The sequence below is a fragment of the Vulcanisaeta moutnovskia 768-28 genome (assembly GCF_000190315.1).
In the GTDB taxonomy this organism is placed as follows: domain Archaea; phylum Thermoproteota; class Thermoprotei; order Thermoproteales; family Thermocladiaceae; genus Vulcanisaeta; species Vulcanisaeta moutnovskia.
On sequence record NC_015151.1, the window covers coordinates 64,055 to 85,165 of the forward strand.

Below are 21,111 nucleotides of genomic sequence, written 5' to 3' on the forward strand. Positions count from 1 at the left end.
CCCCTGTGCGTCCTCAGCTCGCTTGCATATACAGTTTATTAGGTAATATACCTGGGTGGAAGTTCACGGCATATGCATCTATTTCCTTCGGCTTTATCCCATACTTGTTCTTTAGGAATTTAAAGGCTTGCTTTAATGCGTTTATTGGTGGTTCACCCGGCGAGTGCTTATGCCTTGTCCACCTCTCCTCCTCACTGGCAAAGACCAACTCACCATCAACAATAACAGCAACCGAGTGATCATGCTCCACAGGCCAATTAAAACCAACAACAGTCATTAATTTATGAAAAATGATAAACTTAAAAAGAATTACCTATTACTAATTGATAATAAACGCTATGAAGGTACTTATTGGTGTTCCTACATATAATAATTCGAGGTTTGGTTATTCTATTAGGCGTACTCTCGAGTCTTTGGCTAGTCAGTCTTTTCGTGATTTTCGTGTTTTAGTTGTTTATAAGCCGAGCCCTGGTGATAGGACTTTAGATGTTGTTGACGAGTTTAGGGACAAACTCGACATAGAAGTCAAGATACAAAGCGACGGCTACTTCGAGGAAGCCCTAAACATCATTTACGAAGTCGCAAGAGACTACGACATAACACTAACAACAGACGACGACGCAATACCATTAAAGACCTGGGTAGAGGAACACATAACAATGCACAAAAACCATGAAAAAATAGGAGTATTCACAGAACTAATAAATGATTTATTTATCGACAAGTGTAACACTAATTTTCCAACAATTCGACACTTGCTTAAATATTATAAACCGTTGCTTAATGAGTTCAATGATTATCAATATTATATAAACGATGTGGGTTTATTGGCGTGTAATGATAACATTTTTGATATAGTTTATAGAAAAAACATGCTGATGTACTATAAGGGACCCATTGGTGTTAATATGAGCTTTAAATCAAAATTCATTGATGATTTCAAATTACCTGGGGCAACAATACGTGGCTTACATAACGAGCAATTATTAATGCTACATTATCTTACAAAATATAAAATGCACTCGGTCGTATTTAAAGGTGCAAACGTAAATCATGCGGAGAGAGACTCATTAGCTAGACCTAAAGATCTTAATGCAATGATTATTCTTAACATAGAGAATGCATTATTGCCATATATGGTAACTCAGTATTCAATTAATATTAATGTAAGAAAATTAGAATATTATAGTAATTTAGTAAATATATATTCAATTATTAGAAAAGATATTATAATTAAAGCCTATAATTTTGGTCTTAAATTAGCTATAGAAGCAATTAAGAAACAATTAAGGCCTAAAGATGTAAGAACAAGACTTATAGATAATTTTAGTATTAAAAATCTCCATGGTAATTAGGAATCATGATGGTCTTATGAATATACTTGCCATTATTGACGGGTCACCTGGTGGTGCACGTAGACATGGTGTTGAGGTATTAAAAATATTGAGTAAGTACGGTCACAATATCCTCGTTTTTGAGGAGCCATTTCACTTTAATCTTGAGTCATTACATGAAATAAGGGGCCAGGGATTATTAATTCATGATATTAATTATGAGTTCCAGGAAATATGTGTTAAGTATAATAGTAATAATATTTTAGGGATATTAAAAGGGCTTTATAATTTTTTAATTAATAATAATAATATTTATTGTGAATCTTTAATTAATGAATTAATTAATGATTTAATATCACGTGGTATTAAATTCGACGTAATACTTGATATTCATGAAAGTGGTACGTCACTTATATATGCGTTATATCTTGCTAAGAGATTAAAAGCGCCGATTGTAAAGGTTTTGCATAATGAGCCGTTTAGGGCTCTCAGGTGGTTTGGGAGAGGCTATAGGTACGTTGATGGTGTTTACGGTTTGCTTGAGGATTCATATGTATTTATAGAACATAGACTTACCAAGGCTGTTTATGAAATGGCGATGAAAAGTGGCTTATTACGCGGCATAGCCTCCGTTTCGCAAGTACCTATTTATTATTCCAGCGTAGATAAGTTAGCTATTAAATATGGAGTTAGATTAAGAGTTTACCGCTATGGTAATGCTTATGATAAGGATTTAATTTATAAATACCGTAATATTCATGATAAGGAGAATTACGTGATATTTTATGGGCGAATAACTCCGGCTAAGGGTATATGGGATATAATTAAGGTAGCTAGGCATTTAAATGATATTGACATAGTGATTTTTGGCCCAGTATCTGATAGAATAAAAAATAAATTCTTACGGAATTTGCCTAATAATATTAAATATATGGGATATAGACCTAGTGATGAGCTATATAGCAGTGTTGCAAAGGCAAAGGTTCTCATATATCCTTCTCACATTGACTCATTTCCACTGGTTGTTTTAGAGACATTAGCGTTAGGTACATCGGTTGTAGCCTATGATATACCAGCAATAAGGTTAATATACGGCAGGTTAAAGCCTGTGCATATTGTTCCTGAACATAACATAAAGGGCTTAGTTAATGAAGCAAAGAAAATAATGAATATGAACCTAAATGAGTACGCTAAAGAACATGAGGATGCATACACTAAAAGATTTCTTGAGGAGCATAGTTCGTGGGAAAATGTTGCCAAGGAAACTATGGACTTTATTTATGAGGTTTTAGGTGAAAGGTCTCAAGAACATCCTTAAAGTTCGTAGCACATTTTTTATACTTGTACCTATAAAGTATGAGGTACTGAAAGACTTTATGTCCAGGTAAATTCCACGTATACGTCTCGGTTAATGACTCAACAATACTCGGATTATTTAGACATAAATAACTAATAATACCATCACTCTCATAGACCTCTCGGGAAATATCAATCAATACTTTCTGATATCTGTTGGGAATATTCATAAATACTTTAAATAGATTCATGAAATAAAGAAACCACATATCAGTATCTCTTAATTGGAATAAGCTTATTGCCTTATAATACGTAAGTATTAAGATGGCATTAAATATATTGATAATATTCGTATTCATATAATAGATCCTTCTTCGGAATGATCTGATTAATAAGTTATTAAGTAAATATGGATATCTTGAAAATAACTCTATCACCATATACCTACTATAATTAGGCATTAATGCATTAAGTTTGCCCACCATATGTAGTATGTATTCATCATCCGGAAGCTTAGACCTTTGACCTAATACCTCTGGATTTTCATGAATTATTCCTCTAAACAATATTTTCTTTCGTTTAAATAATCGTAACTGCTTTGTCACAATTTTAAGCGCTACCTCATATCTATTAATTACGTACCCATCGTACTCATCATGATACCGTAATTTTTCAATAAGTTTCGTGTTGGGTATCTCATCAGTATCAAGGAGTAATATATAGTCAGTATTTACCTTACTTAATCCATACATCCTAAGTGGATCCGCATAACCTAATGGTATGGCTCTAAATATTACTGCCCTCTTTAAATTACGCTTTGTCAATTTATCCATTAGTCTCTTATACTCAGGTGGGTCTGATGAATCTATAATTACGATTTCATCTACGGCATCATTAAGTAACTTAGTTAAGCGAAGTACGCCATTTACATCATTCCTATTAAATATTAGTAGTCCGTAAGTTAGCACAGTCACTATGAATACTAATATATAAATAATGTTTTTAACTTATAATCTCTGATTACTGAAGAATACGTTAATGAAGGTTCCGTAGTTTACACAATCAATTACTTTAAACCCTAGCTTATTTAACTCATTAATTACCCATAGTGTGCTTGACCTTAGCTCTATCATTAAGTACCTAGTTATTCTTAAGGTTTCGTTCATTCCATGTATTGCCTCAGCCTCGGCACCCTCAATATCGATCTTAAGGAAGTCGATATGGTCAATCCCTAATTCCTTCATCACATTATCAAGGGTATCGGATTCCACGATTATATTACCACTAGGGTCTATTGCCGACTCTTCCTCATTGAACTTAACTACCTTCATTGAAACCCTACCCTTTTCTTTCCATATTGCCTTCTTTACTATTATTACATTATTACAACCATTAAGCTCTATGTTATTACGAAGCAGAAATGCGGCATCCTCCAAGGGCTCTATGGCAATTACACGCCTCGCCCTCCTGCACGCCCTTACTGTATAACCACCTATATATGCGCCAACATCAACGATGACAGCATTTTTGGTAGTATTAAGTACTGAAGCTAACCAATTATTTAGTTCGTGATGTTCTCCTAATATATCGTAAAAATCCCCACTTCTTGGTCTAATTATGAATATTACGTCATAGTTCTCATCGTGATATCGTACCCGTACTGGATTACTTCCTGGTATGTAATATGATAAATTATAAACGTTATCCTTAAGTTTTATGAACCTAAATAATATGTTAAGCAAAAATATTAATGCTGCTATCAGAAGACGGAATTCATCCTGAAGTGTTACGCCTCTAACATTAATAAGGAACCTAATTCCTCTTTTAAATAAACCTTCAGGATCGCCTATACAATCAATTGTAATATTCATTATATTTAGCCTGGATTAATAATATAATAAGCTTTATGATTTCATCATGATTTTATCTTATGCAATAAAATAACGAGAATAAGAAGTAGGTACACCGGTATTAGTCCTATTGTTGGTATTGAATACCATAATGTCGGTGGTTCCTTAATGCCTTGTGTTGTAATTTTTAATTTTATGATTAATTGCGTGTTGGGTTCTACGCCGGATGAATTTATTGCAAGCACAAGATTTGCTATGTTCTTGGTCTCCACTTGCATCGTTATTTCCTGGTTCCCATGTACTTCAATGTTGTTGCCTAATATATTTATTGTGGCGTTTATTTGTGGTGTGGCTTCGATGATGTTTTGTGCGTTTAGTGTTATTATTGTTCCTAGGGTGCATGGTAGTTGCCTTATTACCTGCCCTGTTGTTGAGTTTATGAGTAGTGCCTTTGGTGCGTTTAGTATTTGTTCGCATATTGTTTGCCCCTGTACTGGGAATGTGAGTATTATGTAGTATGTCCCTGGCTTTAGGGTTATGCCTGGGTTCGCTGTTATTGGTGTTGCCCAGGAATGCGGTGAGCACCACCATGGTGTTCCAAAGGTGTATGTGTAGATTGTGTTTTCTTGGTTGGGTATTGGTGATGATGTTATTGCCAGTTCTGCCGTGGCTAGGTTCGTTATGTAGGATGCGAATATCGTTATTGTGTTTATCCTCGTGACCTCACCTATAGTTATTGGTTGTGCTATGTAGGTGTTTCCCGGTATCTCTATTTCCCCTGGCCCTATTCCGCACGCTATTCCCTGGGGTTGCTGTAATTGTGTTTTTAAGAGTGTTGTGTTTATTAGTGTTATTGCCTGTTGTGGTTTTACCTCGGTCTTTATTTGTATTGTTATGTTTGTTGGTGGTATTTGGGCTATTGGGTATTGCCAGGTCCCTGGTAGTATTGGGTTTATTACGTATGTATTCTCATAGTAAAAACCATTGATTATCTTTATTGGTCCTGTGTAATTAGCCTTTAGTAGCCATGCACCGTCATCGAAAATGTACGGTCTATACTCAGTGCTTCCTATACTGAATGGGTATCCCGTTGGTATGAGCGGTGAGTAAACTACGTACTCGGTATCACCGCTTGGCCCAAGGAATGGTACTCCGTGTTCGTTCCATCCATATCTTGTTATTGAGTACCAGGGTACTGCCGTGGCTGGTACGGCCACAGATGCGTTCCATGGTATGTAATTAGCCAGTTGTATCATGGCTAGGTCGTACTGATTCGTCACCGGCGCGTTCCAGTTCGGTATTGCGTTTCCGTAGTATAACCCGGAGAGTGGTGTTAGTGGTCCCATGAGTAGTCCGGCTATTGTGTTTATCACCAGTAATGCCGTTAGCGCCTTTTTCCTTGTTTCGACCCCTAGTTTTCTCAGTATCCATATTGTTGCTGGTAATGCGACTGCGCTGATTAGGATTGTGTAGTATACGTTGGGTATGTAGTATGGTGTGAAGTTCGTTAGTAATGCCGCTAGCCAGGGCATTAGCAGTATTGTCTGTGGTTCTAGGAAGTTCATGAAGGCTAACGGTCCAAACACCTCTATTAAGTATTGAACTTTCACGTTGTACTGCGAAACGGCTTGTTGGACAATACCACTCAGTATACTGGCCATGTTTACATCGCCATGCGACTGCGGGTCAATTACTATTGCCTTCGCCTTAAGGCTTAGTAGTTTATTCGTTATGCTTGTTAGTAATGAGCTTAGTGCTGCCCCATATAGGTTTGAGAATATGTTGTGAGTCCAGCCGCTGAAATACATCACTAGGTAGTAGTCGGCGATTAACCATGCCATTGAATAGGCGAGTGTTAGTATGGCTAGTTTTCTAAATTCCCTCGTTAGTGCCTGGTATATACTTAGTCCAATGCCGAATAATGGTACGTACTCCACCGACGCCATTGCCAGGGTTAGTGATACCCAGTAGGCCCTCTTGTCGTTTAAGTACATTGCTATTAGTGCCATCGCCATGAACGAGCCCGCTAGAGTGACTACTTCGAACGGTGCATATGCCGTTGTTATCCATGGGTATAGTATGTATAGGAGTGCTGTGGCTAATGCGTGTTTTTGGTTGTTGAATATTTTCATGCCTAATTTGTACATTAGTGGCATTGGTAGCATTAGTATTGCTACTTGTATTGTCATTAGTGTGAATATTGATGGGTATACCTCGTATATTGGGTATATCAGGAGTAGTATTGGTGATGCATGCACACCAAAGAATGGTCCTACGAAGCTTTCCAGGAACTTCCTGTAGTATGTTAGTGATGCGAATGATTGTAGGTATGTTGCCGTGTCTAGGCTTGCGCCTAGGCTTAGTCCGTAGTATGGTGGTACTGTGGCTAGGTAGGTTAGTTCATAGGTTATTGCTAGGAATATTAGTAGTGTTGCTGCGTAGTACTTATCATTGATTGCCTGCCTTATTTGGTTGAGTATTATTGGGGATAAGGGTAGGAGTAGCCCTATTGTGAATATTATTGCCAATGCGTGTATTACGGCATAGTTATATAGTTGTGGTGCTATGTTTAGGTACCCCAGCGCCCAAATTATGTAGAATTGTATGATTAACGGTATGCCCAGTACTGCTAATGCTTTTTCATTCACCTTTATCCTCATTTCACGTGATTCTTTAAGTAATATATTTAGATTTTAATGGTTTACCCTCGCTATATCCACTCCATGGGTTCCGCGTTGGTCCTTACCTTATCCTCATCAGCTAGCCTCCATAGGCCTTTCTTTACGTCTAGGAGCACTATGCCTAACAGGCTCGTGACGTAATCACTCATTGACACCTCGTATATGCTAGGGTTCACTATAACATTGACCCTTACGGGCTTCGTCTGTCTATCCTCTAGGGCTAATTCCAGGTCAGCGGTATCTCTATAGAAGTATGCCTCTACCTCACCACCACTTGTCTCCACACTTATTAATTCGCCGAACCTCGGCGGCCATAGGTTGACTAATCTATAGTTTAATGGGTATTGCTATGTCTGGTGTGTCTGTTTCAAAGCCGCTATTTATTAACACCGCCGTTACAGACTCATTCGCGCCCCTCCTCAGCCTTACCCTCACCACCATGCCCCTCCACCGGGACTAACCTAGCCAGCACAGCCCTCTTCTTCATGTAGCCAAGCTTCCTCATGGACCTCCTCCTAGCCTTAATCAACTCGCGGAAGTATTCCTCATCCATCATGTTTAATCTCTCTTAATGCATTAAAAACCCTCTTATTTGACATACTCCTTCTCAATCACGCTTATTAATGCGTTAAGCCTTGCCCTGAAGTTTGTTGGGCTGTATCTTTCCCTGTTTTTGTGTATCCTTTCTCTGCTTATTAGTTGTTCAGCTTTGTCTATTAATTCTGGTATTTCCTCGATCTTGCTGTAGCCCAGTCCGTATTTTCCCTCCTCCGCTATGTCTATCCAGGGTCCTCCTGTCCTTGGTACTATTGGTATTGTTGCTGTGGCTATTGCGTCTAGTACTGATATTCCGAAGTGCTCGTTTGGTTTTAGGTGTAGGTATATCGATGCGTGTTTGTAGTATTCCTCCTTTGTTTTCTCGTCCGCGTCTGGCACCACATCTATATTGCTTATTGCCTTAAGCCTCCTGATCACTTCCTTGGATTCCCTCGTGTCTGTTCTGCCTATGATTATTATCCTCCTCCTTATCCTCGGTGCTATGCTTATTAGTTCCCTGAATCCCTTGTTCCACTCTAGTCTGCCTACGGTGAGTACGTAGTCCTCCTTCTGTGGTATCTCTTCCGTGCTTATTGTGTAGTGTGGGCTTAGTACGTATTCGTTATTTGGCTCTATCCCCATTCTTGGTAATAATTTCTTGGCTAGGTTCATTGTGTACCTAGAGTTGTAGATCATGAATGAACCATCGTACATCTTGTAAATCCGGGACAGTACCCAGAATAGTAGGTCATTCTTCACGTTGCCCCACTCGTCTATTATGAAGTCTATGAAGGATAGCCCATGGAGCACTATTGGCCCTTTACTATACGGTATGAAGTTTGGATGATTATTTATCACTATGTCGCAGTCCTCAACGTACTTGCCAATTAACCTCCTTAACTTCCTGAAGTTGAGGTAGTCAATGAGTAGTGAGTGCGGGTCGTAGGATGCCTTAAAGCTTGTTTCAACGTGTCTAATTGGGTACCCTGGGTCGACCTTAACGTCACTAGTAACTACGAACTCTACTGAGTGCCCAAGCTCGGTTAACGCCTTGGCTAGTTGCATGGCGTAGACCTGACCACCGCCAAGCCTCGTGAATTCCTCGAGTATGCACACCCTCATTTTTGGCCCCTTAATCCCTCATGAGTTAATAAACATTGACTTAAATCGAAGCATTGATCGAGCTCAGAGAATGAGCATGAATCACCATTGGTTCGGTTTTCTCATTCCACTTTAGCACCGAGCTCCCTCTTTAAAGCCTTGAACGCGTTTTCAAGCTCCTCATCCCACTTGACCCTTTCCTTTATTGCTTCCACATATTTAACCACACCACTTATTAATTTAGTTACATCATAGGCGGCCTCATCCCTACCTCTATACTTGCTCATTACCATGTCCGGGTCCGGCCCGTTGTACTGGTAATCATGCAAGTCTAATGCTTTATCTGTCCATAGTGATGCATCGACATAGCCCACGGACTCCAGTAATTGGGACAATGCCTTCATCCTACTCGTTGGTACCCTTGGTACTGCCCTTTCCCTGAGCCATTTCCTCTCCTCGTCGGTCTTGGCTATCTGAAGTAGTTTATCTAACTCAAGCCTGAGTAGGGCAGCCAACAAGGCACGCCAAGCCTGGAATGCCTTACTCGCGGCATTCCTAACGAGGCCGTCCTTTAGGAACCTAATCGCCAGTGAAGCCTCAACCAAAGCCTCCAGTAACCTAGCACTGACATAATCCTCCGTGGTCGGCTTAGGCAAAGGTCTCTCAAGGGCTTCAGTATTCACATCCTAAGATTAGTTTGGACCCTTAAATACCTACCTTGAATATTGGGATTGTTAAGGCAATTAGCAATCCCCTTTCTAGGCACATTTATTTATTAATTACTCTATGCATATGGGCATTTCGCCGAATAGGAAAGTACGGTAATTAGCATCATCATGAAGTTATGAGAGAATTAGCGCCAGACTTAGTGCATTGTCATTTCTGTTGCTGTCTCAGTTTTGGGTGGTATAAATACTCGTAACTATTGCGTAGTACCTCAACTTCCATGATTATTCAACCAAGTCCCTCATCTCTTCTTCGAAACCCTCCCTCTCTATTAAATCGGCAATTTCGTTCATTTGCTCAATATCAGCCATTGTGTAATTATTCGGGTCCTTATCAAGTAACTGCCTAAGCCCCCATAAACCTCCCACGTATAGTACCTAGTCCCTGGAATAGACAACAAAACCCTAACCATACCCTTAAACGCTGCTGCCTCCGTGGCCGTGAAAGCACCCTTAACCTCAAGCGTGGAAATAAGAACCTCGGAAAACTGCATAAACGCATTCTCAAGTCTCCCAATCCTACCCTTTAATTCCACTACTTCAGACCCTAGGCTTGCTAACCTACCCTTAACCTGGCTAATCTTAGCCTCTATACTCGTTATCCTACCCTCCATGCTCGTAACTCTAGCCTCAATGCTCCCAAACCTAGCATCGATTTCCGTAAACTTCCTCCCAAGCCAGTAGGCTAGTGACGCCGTCGAAGTGGCCACACTAACTATCACAGTTATTATCGTCAAAAAATCAACCAAAACAAACAACCACCACAAAGATCACCAACCCAAATAAATACCTTACGCGATGGGATTGTTGAGGAAGTAATTTTATTTTCAATTATAGCACTCCGTTAAATCCACTGGGAATTAATGAGAAATTGGGGGACCTAAAAATAAAACGGAAGTAATGAAATCCAATCAATGCCCAGAACTTTGCCGGCCACCCTTTAGTAATTCAACAGACGATCAATGGAAATTAATTATGGCATGCCTATGTAACCTCTGTGTAAATCTCAATGCCAAGCTCCCTGGCAAGCTCCATAGCCCTATCATCAACATAAGGCGAAACAATGACAAGCCTAGGTTTAACACCATTAACCCTCTCGTAAAGTCTACCAATTCTCCAAAATTCAGCAACATCATCCCTTGATACGCTAGACTTAACCTCAACCAATATGTGGCTGCCATCCTTCACCACAATATCTACATCGATCATGGCAGGGTGACCGTAGACCTCACCATTAACGTCATTATAACTCCACTTCTCAACCTTAGCAACCCCAAGAATTCTCTCAACAACACCTCTCATACCCTCCCTAAACGCCTCTTCAGAAATTAACCCCCACCTAGCACCCAACGCATCCAACCTCCTATTAACGGCCATTATAGACTTGTTAAAGTCCTCCCGTAAATTCCTCAACTCGGTCTCAATCGCCTCAAACCTTTTATACGTCTCCTCCCATCTTTTTTCGTTTTCTTGCCATCTTTTCTCCTGCTCCTCCCTGAAGGTTTTTAGTTCCTGCCATAGCTTCTCGATTTCCTTCCAGGTCTTGTCCTGATTCTCACGCAAAGCCTTGACCTCCTGCCACAGCCTCTCCTGATTTTCCCTCAATGCCTTCACCTCTTGCCATATCTTGTTGTTTTCCTCCCATAACTTGTTCTGGCTCTCGCGTAGTGCCTTAACCTCCTCCCACAGTTTGTTTTGGTTTTCCCAAAGCTTCTCGATGTTCTCGAGGATCTTGCTCAAGACATCCATCACCACAGACTGACTCCTAACCAAACCACCCACAGCATCAACCAATCGCCCAAGAGCCGACTGAACGTCCGAGATGCCCAGGTAAGCCATAACCAAAAGCCTAAACTCCTCATCCTCTCTCAACAAACGCAAAAACTCATCCTTAATACTCACATTAAAACGATAACAATCTTAAATAAAAACTTACTGCAGGAGGGATTTAATAGTATGCATTGATATTAATAAATAATAGTAATTGAATACAGCGTTTTTCAGGTGAGTCAAGGTTGTTAAGCAGTATTGTAGTAGCAATCATGGGCTTAGTACCATGTTTTATTAAGGCAGTATTTTTAGGGTGTTTTACTACGACTTTACTTTTGTTGCTGTCGTTGTGCTTGTTGTTTTGTCTCTTCCTCGAGCTTCTTTAGTTCCTCTATCTCCTTCTCGATTTCCTCGATTGGCTTTGGTGGTGTTGTGGCTAGTGCGTAGCCTACCCAAGCTAGTATTCCGAATATTACGGCTATGGCTATTACACCCGTCAGCCTTAGTAGGAATAGGCTGTAGGGTGTTGCGAACATTATGTAGGCGTAAGCGAGTATGATAACTATCGATATTACAAGCAACGCTATACCCACTGCCTTATCCCCTATTCGTCGGGTTATGAAAATGAACTAGAGTTATTAAGTGTTCCTATTATTTACTTTTAATGATGTTCATGTGCTGTATAGGTTAAGTTTTATTTATTGAGTGTTTAGTTAGGTTGATGGGTCGATACAGGATTCTGGTTACTGGTGGTGCTGGATTTATCGGTAGTAATTTTGTTAGATTTTCACGGTATTTAGGTAATGATATCACGGTCTATGATGCTTTTACGTATGCTGGTCGTTATGAGAATTTACCTAGGGATGTTGAGGTGATAAAGGGTGACATTACTGATTATGATAGGTTGAAGGATGTCGTACAGAGAATTCATCCTGAGATCATCGTTAATTTCGCCGCGGAGACACATGTCGATAGGAGTATAGTGAACCCTGAACCCTTTATTAGGACGAATGTATATGGGGTATATACAATACTAAAGATTGTGAAGGAATTCGGGACTAGGCTTATCCATATATCTACGGATGAGGTTTACGGTGACATGGAGGGTAAGGAACCTGCTGATGAGAATACGGTATTGAGACCAAGTAATCCTTACGCAGCCACAAAGGCCGCCGGTGATGCCTTAATAATGGCATTTCACAGAACCTACGGTGTTGACGCTATTATAATACGTCCATCTAACAATTACGGTCCTTACCAATACCCTGAAAAGTTAATACCAAGAACCGTGATTAGAGCTCTTAACGATATCCCAGTCGTTGTCCATGGTGACGGGTCACAGAGGAGAGATTGGCTTTATGTTGAGGATACCTGCAGGGCAGTCCTAACGATTATCGAGAAGGGAGTATCCGGCGAAATCTATAATGTGCCGGGCTTTAATGAAAAAAGCATTCTTCAGGTTGTTGAGGATGCACTACGGGTACTTAATAAGCCGAAGGCGTTGATACGTTTCGTTAGTGATAGACCTGGCCAAGATAGAAGATACATCATGAAGGGAGATAAGATTTTGTCCTTGGGCTGGAGACCATTGGTTATTTGGGAAGATGGATTGAAGAAGACAATTAAGTGGTACTTAGAAAATGAGTGGTGGTGGAGACCGCTCCTTAGTGATGAATTCTTTAGGAAAGACACACCGTGGTGATGAACATTACATACTTTCTATCACATTACCTTCACCAATTATTAACCTGCTAATACCATTAGTTAGCCTTATCCTCGAGTTCGGTCCAATTATGCTATCTATTATCCTAGCCCTACCAAGCTCCAGCCTTGCGTTGTCAAGTACAATACTCCTGCTCACACTACCACCATTTATGCTGGCATTCGTCTCAACATCGACATAGTGCTCGATCACGGTCTCCCTACCAATGACCGAACCCTTACCTATGTAGGCCGGTCCATGCACAAAGCCCTCAACCATGGCGCCCTTCTCAATAATAACCCTGCCATTCACCTCACCCCTAACCTCACCCTCAATCCTCGACTTAATCTCATCGAGCATTAGGTATAGTAGGTCGAGTATGTCCTGATGTGTCCCCATGTCCTTCCACCAACTATTGGTTATTGCATAACCAACCCTGTGTCCATTATTAATAAACCACTGGATTAGGTCCGTTATCTCGTACTCACCCCTAGCTGATGGCTTCAACGTACTGAAGGCTCTCTCCACATCCCTTGAATCCTTGAACATGTATATGCCAGTCACCACATAACTATTGGGCGGGACTTCCCTGGGCTTCTCTATGAGCTTCACGACCTTGCCATCACTAATAATGGCATTACCAAACCTGGTCGGGTCTTTATGCCTCGTTAATACTATAAATACGTCATAATCACCCTCCATAAACTCCCTAATGAAGCTGTTAATGCCCTCACCGAAGTAATTATCACCAAGATGAACAACTAGTTGCCCGTTGGCGCCTTCCTCAATAGCCCTATGTATCGCATGGGCAATACCAAGCCTCTCCCTCTGCTCAACATACTTAATGCTAACATTAAGCTCAGAACCATCACCGAGCAACTGTCTAAAGAGGAAACCAAGGTGCCCAACAACCACATAGAAACTACTTAAACCTACATCCCGCAATCCCTCAATCAACCTAACGACGAGTGGTTTACCCATTATTGGTATTAACGGTTTCGGCAATGTATACGTTAATGGCCTAAGCCTAGTACCCTCGCCCGCCACTAATATGATGCTTGTTAATGCCATTGGAAATAATCAAAAAATGCAGGCTTTAAAGCATTAAAGTTTCCATTAAGGCCATAAACCTCATTACTAGAGAAACCTCATCGACCCTTGTCAGTAAATATTTAATAATATTAATTAACCATTGCGTTGAATGAAGAGAGAAAGTGCCATTGCCGGTGTTGTATTGAATTATTTACCGACAGCTACTAATTATGCATTGGCAATAGCTTATATAGTTGTTTTAACAAGGTACATACCATTGACGCAATATGGTTATTATAATGCGCTTTTTGCTATTGTCAATGCCATAGGTTCGTTGATACCAATACCAGGAATATCGGGTGCTATCGCTAGGGAAGGTGCTATTGAGTACATTAGGGGTGGTAATATTAGGCCTTACTTTGCGGCCTTGGTATTTATGTCATTAATAATGGCTATCATATATGCCGCAGTACTCGTGATTGCCATACCGATTTATTTAATTAATGGCATTCCGCATTGGTTGCTAGGTACTGTCTACATATACCTGGGCACCGTGGTTGCTCAGTCGCTGGCTGGTGCCTTAGGCCTGTACCTGTGGCTTATGGGTAGGGTTGTAACCCAGGGTGCTGGTTCTACGGTTAACATGCTTCTCATGAGGTTTCTCGAGGTTTTGCTTATTGTGGTTATGCGTAATGTTTATGCAATAGCCATCTCGACCCTTATTGGGTCGGTAGCGCAATTACTGTATTACTTAGGTAATATAAAGGACCTTGTTAGTCCTATCCTTGGTATTGGAATAATCACCTCTAGGGTCAAGTACATCCTTGAGTTTGGTTTTCAGTCCTGGATCCTTGGTTACATGGGTATACTAAGCTTTAGTTTATTCACGTACTTGGTGTACAGGTATTTAGGTCCCGACGCGACGGGTATTTACGGACTTGCCGCGGCAATGGTCAACGCAGTCATAGCCCTCGGGCCTGCGGTGTCCACAGTCCTCAATAGTAGGGTTTCTCACGGCCTTGGGCTTGGTATTGATGTCAGGAGCATTTTTAGGGATTTTGCAATCCCAACCTTCATAGCCTCAGCCATCATGGTACAATTAATAGTCCTTGCATTACCCATATTGCCCAGGCTTGGTATTATAAATGGTGATTATGTACGCTCAATACCATACGCATCAGCCCTATTCGCCTCCGCACCCTTTGCCGTTGCCGTCACCGTTTATACATCGTATTACTGGGTCATTGGTAAAGGCTGGTACGCGTTGGTGGCTAACTTGGTTGGGCTTGGCATTGGACTTGCAATGTATGTGCTTCTACATATCCTGGGGCTTTATATGGCTGTTGTCAGTAATTATGTAATGTACATAGTCATATTAACCTTCTTCTGGGTCTTAGAGAAATGGAACATTATGAACAGTACCGTTAGCATCATTGGCTTATCCACATTCCTAACCCTGATATCCTCATGGACCCTACCACTTAATGACCCACCGATTACCTGGCCCGCCATGCAACTAATAACCATTACCATAACCATTATATCACTATACATTGTTAAACCCCTGCCTAAGTCATTGCTTGATCAATTACCTAGGTTCGCAAGACCATTATTAATACCATTTACAAAGTAATAAAGATAATATTATCAATACTGAGGCTTATAACTCCTCCTAACCCTATTACCTAAGTCACTACGTAATCTCTATAAGCCCTCCCTAAAGTCTTCAACTATGAGTCCAAGAAGTCCTGCTAAATAATCACTGATCAGTACTTCGCGTTCCACATCTGAGATGATCACGTCCGATAATACGGGCTCTGTCGCCGTACATCCTCAAATACCGAGACATACACGGATGAAGGCAGGACATAAAGCCTAGTGGGGCCAGCGACAGTTCCAAAACTTGCGCACTACCCTCAACTATGACCCTATCCCATAGGTTAAGTCTTTTGGCTAGGTTTATCGGAAGTAGTATCTGTGGCGTCTCACTCTCAAATCCACTATTAAGGAGTGCTACCGTGACCTCCTCCCTCCCTTCTCTCGTCCTTAATTTCAATCTTATTCTCACCACCAAGGTTCACCAATCACGGATGCAACTTAGCGGGATACAGCCTATCAATCCTACCTATGGTCTTAATCTCACCGTAAACCCTATACAGCCTGCCAATTCTACTCATCAAGTATTGTATCAACGTTAATTAATAAAAACCTAGCCAAGGCTAAACAATCATTTCCCACCCATTAAGGCTCTTAATGTCTCCGGGATCTCAATCTGCCACCTCCTAAATGAGTCCTCAATGCTTACTAACCTACAGTCGTCGGTGCCGTACAAGTCCTTCAACTTATCAATGCCCCTGCAGTAGTCTGGGTGTAGCCTTGGTAGGTTTTCCCAAATCCACCTGGCAGTTATTGGGAATTTGTCAATCAGTGTAGTGAACATTAGCCATGTAATCAGCCTAATCTCATGAAAGGCCCCAAGCCCGGTTCTGAGCGGTATGAAGTTTAGGAAGAACTCCCTGGCATTCATCTGAACCCAAACCCTACTGGCCATTGCATTAGGTAGTAAATACCTGGCATCCTCGGGTGCGAAGCCCTCCCTAGCCTTTATGTAGGCCTGTGATACATTATCAAGATGACTAGTCCAATCACTGGCTAGGTTTGGCGGCAGTACGTAGCGTAGCTGCCCCTTTGTGTAGTCCACGTACCTCTGACTCTCCTGCCAGTAACTAGCCACCCTATGCCTAACAAGCTCATGTGTGAACGCCCTACTACCCTCGATGAGCCAGCTCGCACCCATGAACTCAAGCACACTGTGATGCCCATCCCAAAGGAAACTAATTATCCTCCTAGTCACGAGTTCGGGCTTCTCCTTAACTTTCCTCATGGCATCCTCGATTGTGTGTGCCCTATAGATAACATCGGTCATTGCCGCTATTAGCTCCTCATTACCCCAAGTAAGCACAAGCTCAACCCTTGGTTTAATTATGTTAACCACATTTATTTTTACCTCCTGCACATTTATAAGCTAGCATTGAATTAAAACTAAGTAGGGAATAAATTAAGAGGTATTATTATTGCTGATATAGCCAGCAGGCGACCTGCCTATTATTAACATTAATTAGCGGTGGCTCCTTTTCCTTACACACACTCATTATATATGGGCACCTCGGGTGGAATCTACAACCAGGTGGTGGATTTACTAGGCTTGGGACCTCACCAGTCGGCGGCTCAAGCTCTTTCCTACCTATTGTCGGTACTGACTTCATTAGTAACTGCGTATATGGATGCATTGGCTTCTTGAACACCTCATCGACATTACCCATCTCCACGATCTTGCCTGCATACATTATGGCCACCCTGTCGGATATGTAGTAGGCTATGGCTATGTTATGTGTTATGAAGAGGTAGGTCAGTCCCAACTGTTCCTTAAGATCCATTAATAGGTTAAGCACCTGGGCCTGTAATGACGCGTCCAGCGCAGACGTAGGTTCATCGAGTACTATAAACCTAGGCCTCTTAACAATGGCCCTCGCAACGGCAACCCTCTGAACCTGACCACCAGATAATTCCCTAGGTCTCTTATTACTATGCTCCCTATAGTTGAGCCCAACCATTTCCATTGCCTCCCTAACCCTGTCCTCATCAAAATGCCCGAGTGGTTCTGAGATTATTTCCTTAACCGTGAGTCTCGGATTGAGTGAACTATATGGGTTTTGGAATACCATGGCAACCTGCTGCCTAACCCAAGGTATCTTATCCTCAGTAACCTTTTCGCCCATGAAGTAGTACTCACCGCCGTCGGGTCTCTCGAGCGTGACTAATAACTTACCTAGTGTTGTCTTTCCAGAACCGCTCTCACCAATTAGTCCCAGGGTCTCGCCCTCCTCAATCTCAATATTCACATTATCCACAGCCCTAACCCAGGCAGGCTTCTTACCAAATAACCTATCCAATAACCCCATCTTATAGGCTAGGTAATACTTCCTGAGATTTACAGTCTTAACTATTGGGGGCATGCCCATCACCCACCATAAAGCCAACACCTAACTATCCTATTATTAACCCTTGTTAATTTTGGCTCCTGAACCTTACATATATCCTTAACGTATGGACACCTTGGATGGAACTTACAGCCGCTTGGTAGGTCTAGGAATGATGGTGGGTTCCCAGGTATTGACTGTAGCTTAATCTTGCCACTAACGAATTTAGATAGATCGGGGACGCCGGCTATTAATCCCTGGGTGTATGGGTGCATTGGCTCCCTAATCACGGATTCTATGTCCCCATCCTCCATTATACGTCCTGCGTAGAGAACCACAAGCCTCGTGGATATTACGTATGCTAGGCTTATATCGTGGGTTATGAATAGGATTGCTGTCTCCATCTCCTTACTCAACTGCTTGAATAGGTTTATTACCTGTGCCTGTATCGTGACGTCTAAAGCCGACGTTGGCTCATCGGCAATGAGTATCTTTGGCCTCAGTATTAATGACATTGCAAGCACAACCCTCTGGATCTGACCACCGGATAATTGATGCGGGTACCTAAGCATTATTATTTCTGGGTCTGGGAACCTAAGGTCCTTAAGGGCTTGTATCGCCATCTCATAAGCCCTATCCTCACTATACTTCTCACCACTCCTTTCCATCCTGATCCGGGCAGCCTCCATGAGTTGATAACCAACTGTCTTAACGGGATTAAGACTTGTGAATGGGTTCTGTAGAATCATGAATACCGTAGTGCCCCTATAATTCTCCATTTCCTTCTCACTAAGCTCCAACAGATTAACACCATCAACCATTATACTCCCAGAGGCAATGGCATTGCCTGGTAATACCCTAGCAATTGCTTGACCAAGTGTTGACTTACCAGAGCCACTCTCACCAACAATACCCACTATCTCGCCCTTATTAATTTCGAGGTTTACATCATCAAGCACATGCAGTGTTCCCATGATAGTCCTATAACCAACAAATAGGTCTTTAATTGATAATAATGCCATAACATATCACCTCAGTACACTGCCCTACCGCCTATTATGTCCTGCAATCTATCACCAAGTAGTACGAAACCGAGCGCAATTATTAATATTACTATGCTTGGGAATATAGCCCACCACCAGTACTTCGGGAATCCCCAACTAACACCGTCAGATGCCATCTCACCTAGTATTGGTAGTCCAGGCTGTAGACCAACACCTATGAAGTTCAGTATTGACGCGGCTAATATCACATTACCAAAGTCTAGCATTGCATAAGCTATTATTGGATCAATTGCGTTAATGAATAGGTACTTAAAGAAGAGCTTAATTGGTGAAACACCGTAGAGTTGCGCAGCCGCTATGTAATCCATGGCCTTAACCCTAAGTGTCTCAGCCCTGAAGAGCCTTGCGTATATTGGCCACCAAACAATTATGAAAGAGTAAATCATACCTATGAAACTTGCCTTGAGTAGTACTGAGACGACTATGGCAAGTATTATTGCTGGCACTGATAGGAAGGCATCGGTTATCCTCATGAGTATTTCATCCCACCAACCACCTAGGTAACCAGCACTAATGCCTAGGGCAGCACCAATTAGTATTGCCGAGAGCACAACGAGAAAAGCTGGGTAAGCCGCACTATAGGGTATTGAATATAGTATCCTGGCCAGTATGTCCTGGCCCATGTAATTAGTACCCATTAGATGCATCCATGATGGTGGTTGAAACGCAGCTGCTAAGTTCTGAGCAAATGGATTACCCGGGAGCAATACCCAACCAAGCCTTGGGTACCTGAGGTATGTAGCTAGTAATTCAAGTACGCCCTGTATTATTGACCAAATGACGAAGGCAGCCACAATAATGAGACCAACAAGACCTGCCGGATCCCTAGATATTAATTTAATCCAAGACCAAATACCCGCTGCAAGTCCACCAGCCCTCCTTTTTTCAGTTACCTGCTCTGTCATGCTATCCTCACCCTTGGATCAAGCATACCATAGAGTATATCTGCAATGAAGTTCGCAATTATAACCGATACACCAACGAAAAGTGTTATGTCATAAACCATTAATGGGTCGACACTCGTAATGGCTACCGTGGTTATGTACCCCATGCCGTGGTAATCAAACACGTCCTCAGCAACGTAAGCCCCAGTCCATGATAAGGCGAAGGTTAATACCATAAGCGTAACCAGTGGTATTAAGGCATTCCTAAGGCCAACACCATAAACCACAACCCTCCTGGAAAGCCCCTTAACATAGGCTAGCCTCACATAGTCGCTCTCGAGGACATCAAGCATCGTGTTCCTAGCCATCCTCGTGTAAACGCCGAAACTATAGAGAACAACTGCAAACATGGGAAGTAACATGTGGATTAGGTAACTCTCTGCGTAGGCCCAGTCATGCTCTATTAAGGCATCAATTAAGGGCCAACCAGTTACTGCCTTTGGCTTAAGTAGTAGTGGATTCACGTAACCACTGGTTGGTAGATGAGTCCACGGTCCAAGCCATATGGCGAATATTAATAGTAGGAGTAGGGCTATGAAGTATGGTGGTGAGGACCAGGTAAATATGTAAAAGGCCCTAATGATATAATCAGCCCACTTATTCCTATTAGCCGACGCAATAGCGCCTAGGTAGGTCCCGAGGAGCACCGTTATTATCACTGCCGGTATCATGAAAGTCAGTGTTATGGGTAGGTAATGCATTATTATATAGGCCTCGGGCTCCTTATATATCGGGTCATAACCAAGATTACCAGTAAATACACCCACCAAGTAGTTAATAAATTGGACATAGAGAGGAGCATCGAGGTGATACTCCTTAACTATAGTCTCCAGCTGCGCCATTGTTGGGTGAGGGCCCGCGTAAAGCCTGGCCAGTGCCAATGGTGTTGTGTAAATTGCATGAACCAGAATGAACATGAGCAGGAGCAATAGTAATAGTGTTATTATGGCATTAATAAATCTCCTTACTACGAATATTGCGAAGTCACGACCAGCCATACAAACATCAAAGTAATCGTTCCTTTAAAAAGCTTACCCACAGGTACATAGTCCTAAAAATATCTAAGATTATAAATTGGTATGTATTGAATATAAA

Annotated in this window: 22 protein-coding genes; 4 read left to right on the forward strand and 18 right to left on the reverse strand. The window is 41.7% G+C overall.

The window, feature by feature from the left end:
* Positions 1-13 precede the first annotated feature (13 nt).
* Positions 14-277, reverse strand: a complete 264-nt coding sequence (locus tag VMUT_RS00340; protein WP_013603446.1) for a carbamoyltransferase N-terminal domain-containing protein — start codon at positions 275-277, stop codon at positions 14-16.
* Positions 278-338: 61 nt separating this feature from the next.
* Between VMUT_RS00340 and VMUT_RS00345 the strand changes: the two genes are divergently transcribed.
* A complete protein-coding gene (locus tag VMUT_RS00345; protein ID WP_013603447.1) occupies positions 339-1,355 on the forward strand; it encodes a glycosyltransferase family 2 protein in 1,017 nt (338 codons plus the stop codon).
* Complete coding sequence (locus VMUT_RS00350; protein ID WP_013603448.1) at positions 1,345-2,652, forward strand: glycosyltransferase family 4 protein; 1,308 nt, start codon at positions 1,345-1,347, stop codon at positions 2,650-2,652. The genes VMUT_RS00345 and VMUT_RS00350 overlap by 11 nt, the downstream gene beginning before the upstream one ends.
* Here the strand turns inward: VMUT_RS00350 and VMUT_RS00355 are convergent.
* From VMUT_RS00355 to VMUT_RS00395, 10 genes are all read right to left on the reverse strand, one after another.
* Positions 2,609-3,604, reverse strand: coding sequence for a glycosyltransferase (locus VMUT_RS00355; RefSeq protein WP_158304776.1), 996 nt, complete (start codon positions 3,602-3,604; stop codon positions 2,609-2,611). The two genes, VMUT_RS00350 and VMUT_RS00355, sit on opposite strands and share 44 nt — an antisense overlap.
* A gap of 33 nt (positions 3,605-3,637) precedes the next feature.
* A complete protein-coding gene (locus VMUT_RS00360) occupies positions 3,638-4,501 on the reverse strand; it encodes an FkbM family methyltransferase (protein WP_013603449.1) in 864 nt (287 codons plus the stop codon).
* Between the two features lie 44 nt (positions 4,502-4,545).
* Positions 4,546-7,140, reverse strand: a complete 2,595-nt coding sequence (locus VMUT_RS00365) for a DUF2079 domain-containing protein (RefSeq protein WP_013603450.1) — start codon at positions 7,138-7,140, stop codon at positions 4,546-4,548.
* Between the two features lie 50 nt (positions 7,141-7,190).
* Positions 7,191-7,445 (reverse strand): hypothetical protein, encoded by a 255-nt coding sequence (locus VMUT_RS12395; protein ID WP_013603451.1) that lies wholly within the window; start codon positions 7,443-7,445, stop codon positions 7,191-7,193.
* 119 nt (positions 7,446-7,564) lie between these two features.
* On the reverse strand, positions 7,565-7,717 hold the full coding sequence (locus tag VMUT_RS12745; protein WP_013603452.1) for a hypothetical protein: 153 nt from the start codon (positions 7,715-7,717) through the stop codon (positions 7,565-7,567).
* A gap of 32 nt (positions 7,718-7,749) precedes the next feature.
* Positions 7,750-8,820 (reverse strand): glycosyltransferase family 4 protein, encoded by a 1,071-nt coding sequence (locus VMUT_RS00375; protein ID WP_013603453.1) that lies wholly within the window; start codon positions 8,818-8,820, stop codon positions 7,750-7,752.
* 101 nt (positions 8,821-8,921) lie between these two features.
* Positions 8,922-9,482 (reverse strand): PaREP1 family protein, encoded by a 561-nt coding sequence (locus tag VMUT_RS00380; protein WP_013603454.1) that lies wholly within the window; start codon positions 9,480-9,482, stop codon positions 8,922-8,924.
* Between the two features lie 332 nt (positions 9,483-9,814).
* Positions 9,815-10,273, reverse strand: coding sequence for a hypothetical protein (locus VMUT_RS00385; protein WP_013603455.1), 459 nt, complete (start codon positions 10,271-10,273; stop codon positions 9,815-9,817).
* 235 nt (positions 10,274-10,508) lie between these two features.
* Complete coding sequence (locus VMUT_RS00390; RefSeq protein WP_013603456.1) at positions 10,509-11,426, reverse strand: PD-(D/E)XK nuclease family protein; 918 nt, start codon at positions 11,424-11,426, stop codon at positions 10,509-10,511.
* 197 nt (positions 11,427-11,623) lie between these two features.
* Entirely contained in the window at positions 11,624-11,887 is a 264-nt protein-coding gene (locus VMUT_RS00395; RefSeq protein ID WP_013603457.1) for a hypothetical protein, read from the reverse strand.
* A 128-nt stretch (positions 11,888-12,015) separates the two neighbouring features.
* On the opposite strand from VMUT_RS00395, the gene rfbB reads away from it, so the two are divergent.
* On the forward strand, positions 12,016-12,996 hold the full coding sequence (rfbB, locus tag VMUT_RS00400; RefSeq protein WP_013603458.1) for a dTDP-glucose 4,6-dehydratase: 981 nt from the start codon (positions 12,016-12,018) through the stop codon (positions 12,994-12,996).
* A 6-nt stretch (positions 12,997-13,002) separates the two neighbouring features.
* Here rfbB and VMUT_RS00405 read toward each other — a convergent pair whose 3' ends face one another.
* Complete coding sequence (locus VMUT_RS00405; protein WP_013603459.1) at positions 13,003-14,067, reverse strand: glucose-1-phosphate thymidylyltransferase; 1,065 nt, start codon at positions 14,065-14,067, stop codon at positions 13,003-13,005.
* A 130-nt stretch (positions 14,068-14,197) separates the two neighbouring features.
* On the opposite strand from VMUT_RS00405, the gene VMUT_RS00410 reads away from it, so the two are divergent.
* Positions 14,198-15,661, forward strand: coding sequence for an MATE family efflux transporter (locus VMUT_RS00410; RefSeq protein WP_013603460.1), 1,464 nt, complete (start codon positions 14,198-14,200; stop codon positions 15,659-15,661).
* Between the two features lie 126 nt (positions 15,662-15,787).
* Here VMUT_RS00410 and VMUT_RS12575 read toward each other — a convergent pair whose 3' ends face one another.
* From VMUT_RS12575 to VMUT_RS00435, 6 genes are all read right to left on the reverse strand, one after another.
* The gene (locus VMUT_RS12575) at positions 15,788-16,099 is read right to left on the reverse strand and encodes a hypothetical protein (RefSeq protein ID WP_148224603.1); all 312 of its coding nucleotides are present in this window, start codon (positions 16,097-16,099) and stop codon (positions 15,788-15,790) included.
* 156 nt (positions 16,100-16,255) lie between these two features.
* Entirely contained in the window at positions 16,256-17,023 is a 768-nt protein-coding gene (gene thyX / locus VMUT_RS00415; protein ID WP_237699673.1) for an FAD-dependent thymidylate synthase, read from the reverse strand.
* Positions 17,024-17,099: 76 nt separating this feature from the next.
* The gene (locus VMUT_RS00420; RefSeq protein ID WP_013603462.1) at positions 17,100-18,050 is read right to left on the reverse strand and encodes an ABC transporter ATP-binding protein; all 951 of its coding nucleotides are present in this window, start codon (positions 18,048-18,050) and stop codon (positions 17,100-17,102) included.
* Entirely contained in the window at positions 18,050-19,030 is a 981-nt protein-coding gene (locus VMUT_RS00425; RefSeq protein WP_013603463.1) for an ABC transporter ATP-binding protein, read from the reverse strand. Before VMUT_RS00425 ends, VMUT_RS00420 begins: the two co-directional genes overlap by 1 nt.
* Before the next feature lie 11 nt (positions 19,031-19,041).
* Positions 19,042-19,977 carry an ABC transporter permease gene (locus VMUT_RS00430; RefSeq protein ID WP_013603464.1) on the reverse strand — a complete coding sequence of 312 codons (936 nt, stop codon included), beginning with the start codon at positions 19,975-19,977 and terminating at the stop codon, positions 19,042-19,044.
* Entirely contained in the window at positions 19,974-21,014 is a 1,041-nt protein-coding gene (locus VMUT_RS00435) for an ABC transporter permease (protein WP_013603465.1), read from the reverse strand. The genes VMUT_RS00430 and VMUT_RS00435 overlap by 4 nt, the downstream gene beginning before the upstream one ends.
* Positions 21,015-21,111 lie beyond the last annotated feature (97 nt).

Coding starts and splice junctions, on each gene's coding strand:
- VMUT_RS00430 (WP_013603464.1), bottom strand. CDS start 19,977: ATGACAGAGCAGGTAACTGAAAAAAGGAGGGCTGGTGGACTTGCAGCG.
- VMUT_RS00345 (WP_013603447.1), top strand. CDS start 339: ATGAAGGTACTTATTGGTGTTCCTACATATAATAATTCGAGGTTTGGT.
- VMUT_RS00405 (WP_013603459.1), bottom strand. CDS start 14,067: ATGGCATTAACAAGCATCATATTAGTGGCGGGCGAGGGTACTAGGCTT.
- rfbB (WP_013603458.1), top strand. CDS start 12,016: ATGGGTCGATACAGGATTCTGGTTACTGGTGGTGCTGGATTTATCGGT.
- VMUT_RS12745 (WP_013603452.1), bottom strand. CDS start 7,717: ATGATGGATGAGGAATACTTCCGCGAGTTGATTAAGGCTAGGAGGAGG.
- VMUT_RS00425 (WP_013603463.1), bottom strand. CDS start 19,030: ATGGCATTATTATCAATTAAAGACCTATTTGTTGGTTATAGGACTATC.
- VMUT_RS00410 (WP_013603460.1), top strand. CDS start 14,198: ATGAAGAGAGAAAGTGCCATTGCCGGTGTTGTATTGAATTATTTACCG.
- VMUT_RS00365 (WP_013603450.1), bottom strand. CDS start 7,140: ATGAGGATAAAGGTGAATGAAAAAGCATTAGCAGTACTGGGCATACCG.
- VMUT_RS00435 (WP_013603465.1), bottom strand. CDS start 21,014: ATGGCTGGTCGTGACTTCGCAATATTCGTAGTAAGGAGATTTATTAAT.
- VMUT_RS00420 (WP_013603462.1), bottom strand. CDS start 18,050: ATGGGCATGCCCCCAATAGTTAAGACTGTAAATCTCAGGAAGTATTAC.
- VMUT_RS00350 (WP_013603448.1), top strand. CDS start 1,345: ATGGTAATTAGGAATCATGATGGTCTTATGAATATACTTGCCATTATT.
- VMUT_RS00340 (WP_013603446.1), bottom strand. CDS start 277: ATGACTGTTGTTGGTTTTAATTGGCCTGTGGAGCATGATCACTCGGTT.
- VMUT_RS00360 (WP_013603449.1), bottom strand. CDS start 4,501: ATGAATATTACAATTGATTGTATAGGCGATCCTGAAGGTTTATTTAAA.
- VMUT_RS00375 (WP_013603453.1), bottom strand. CDS start 8,820: ATGAGGGTGTGCATACTCGAGGAATTCACGAGGCTTGGCGGTGGTCAG.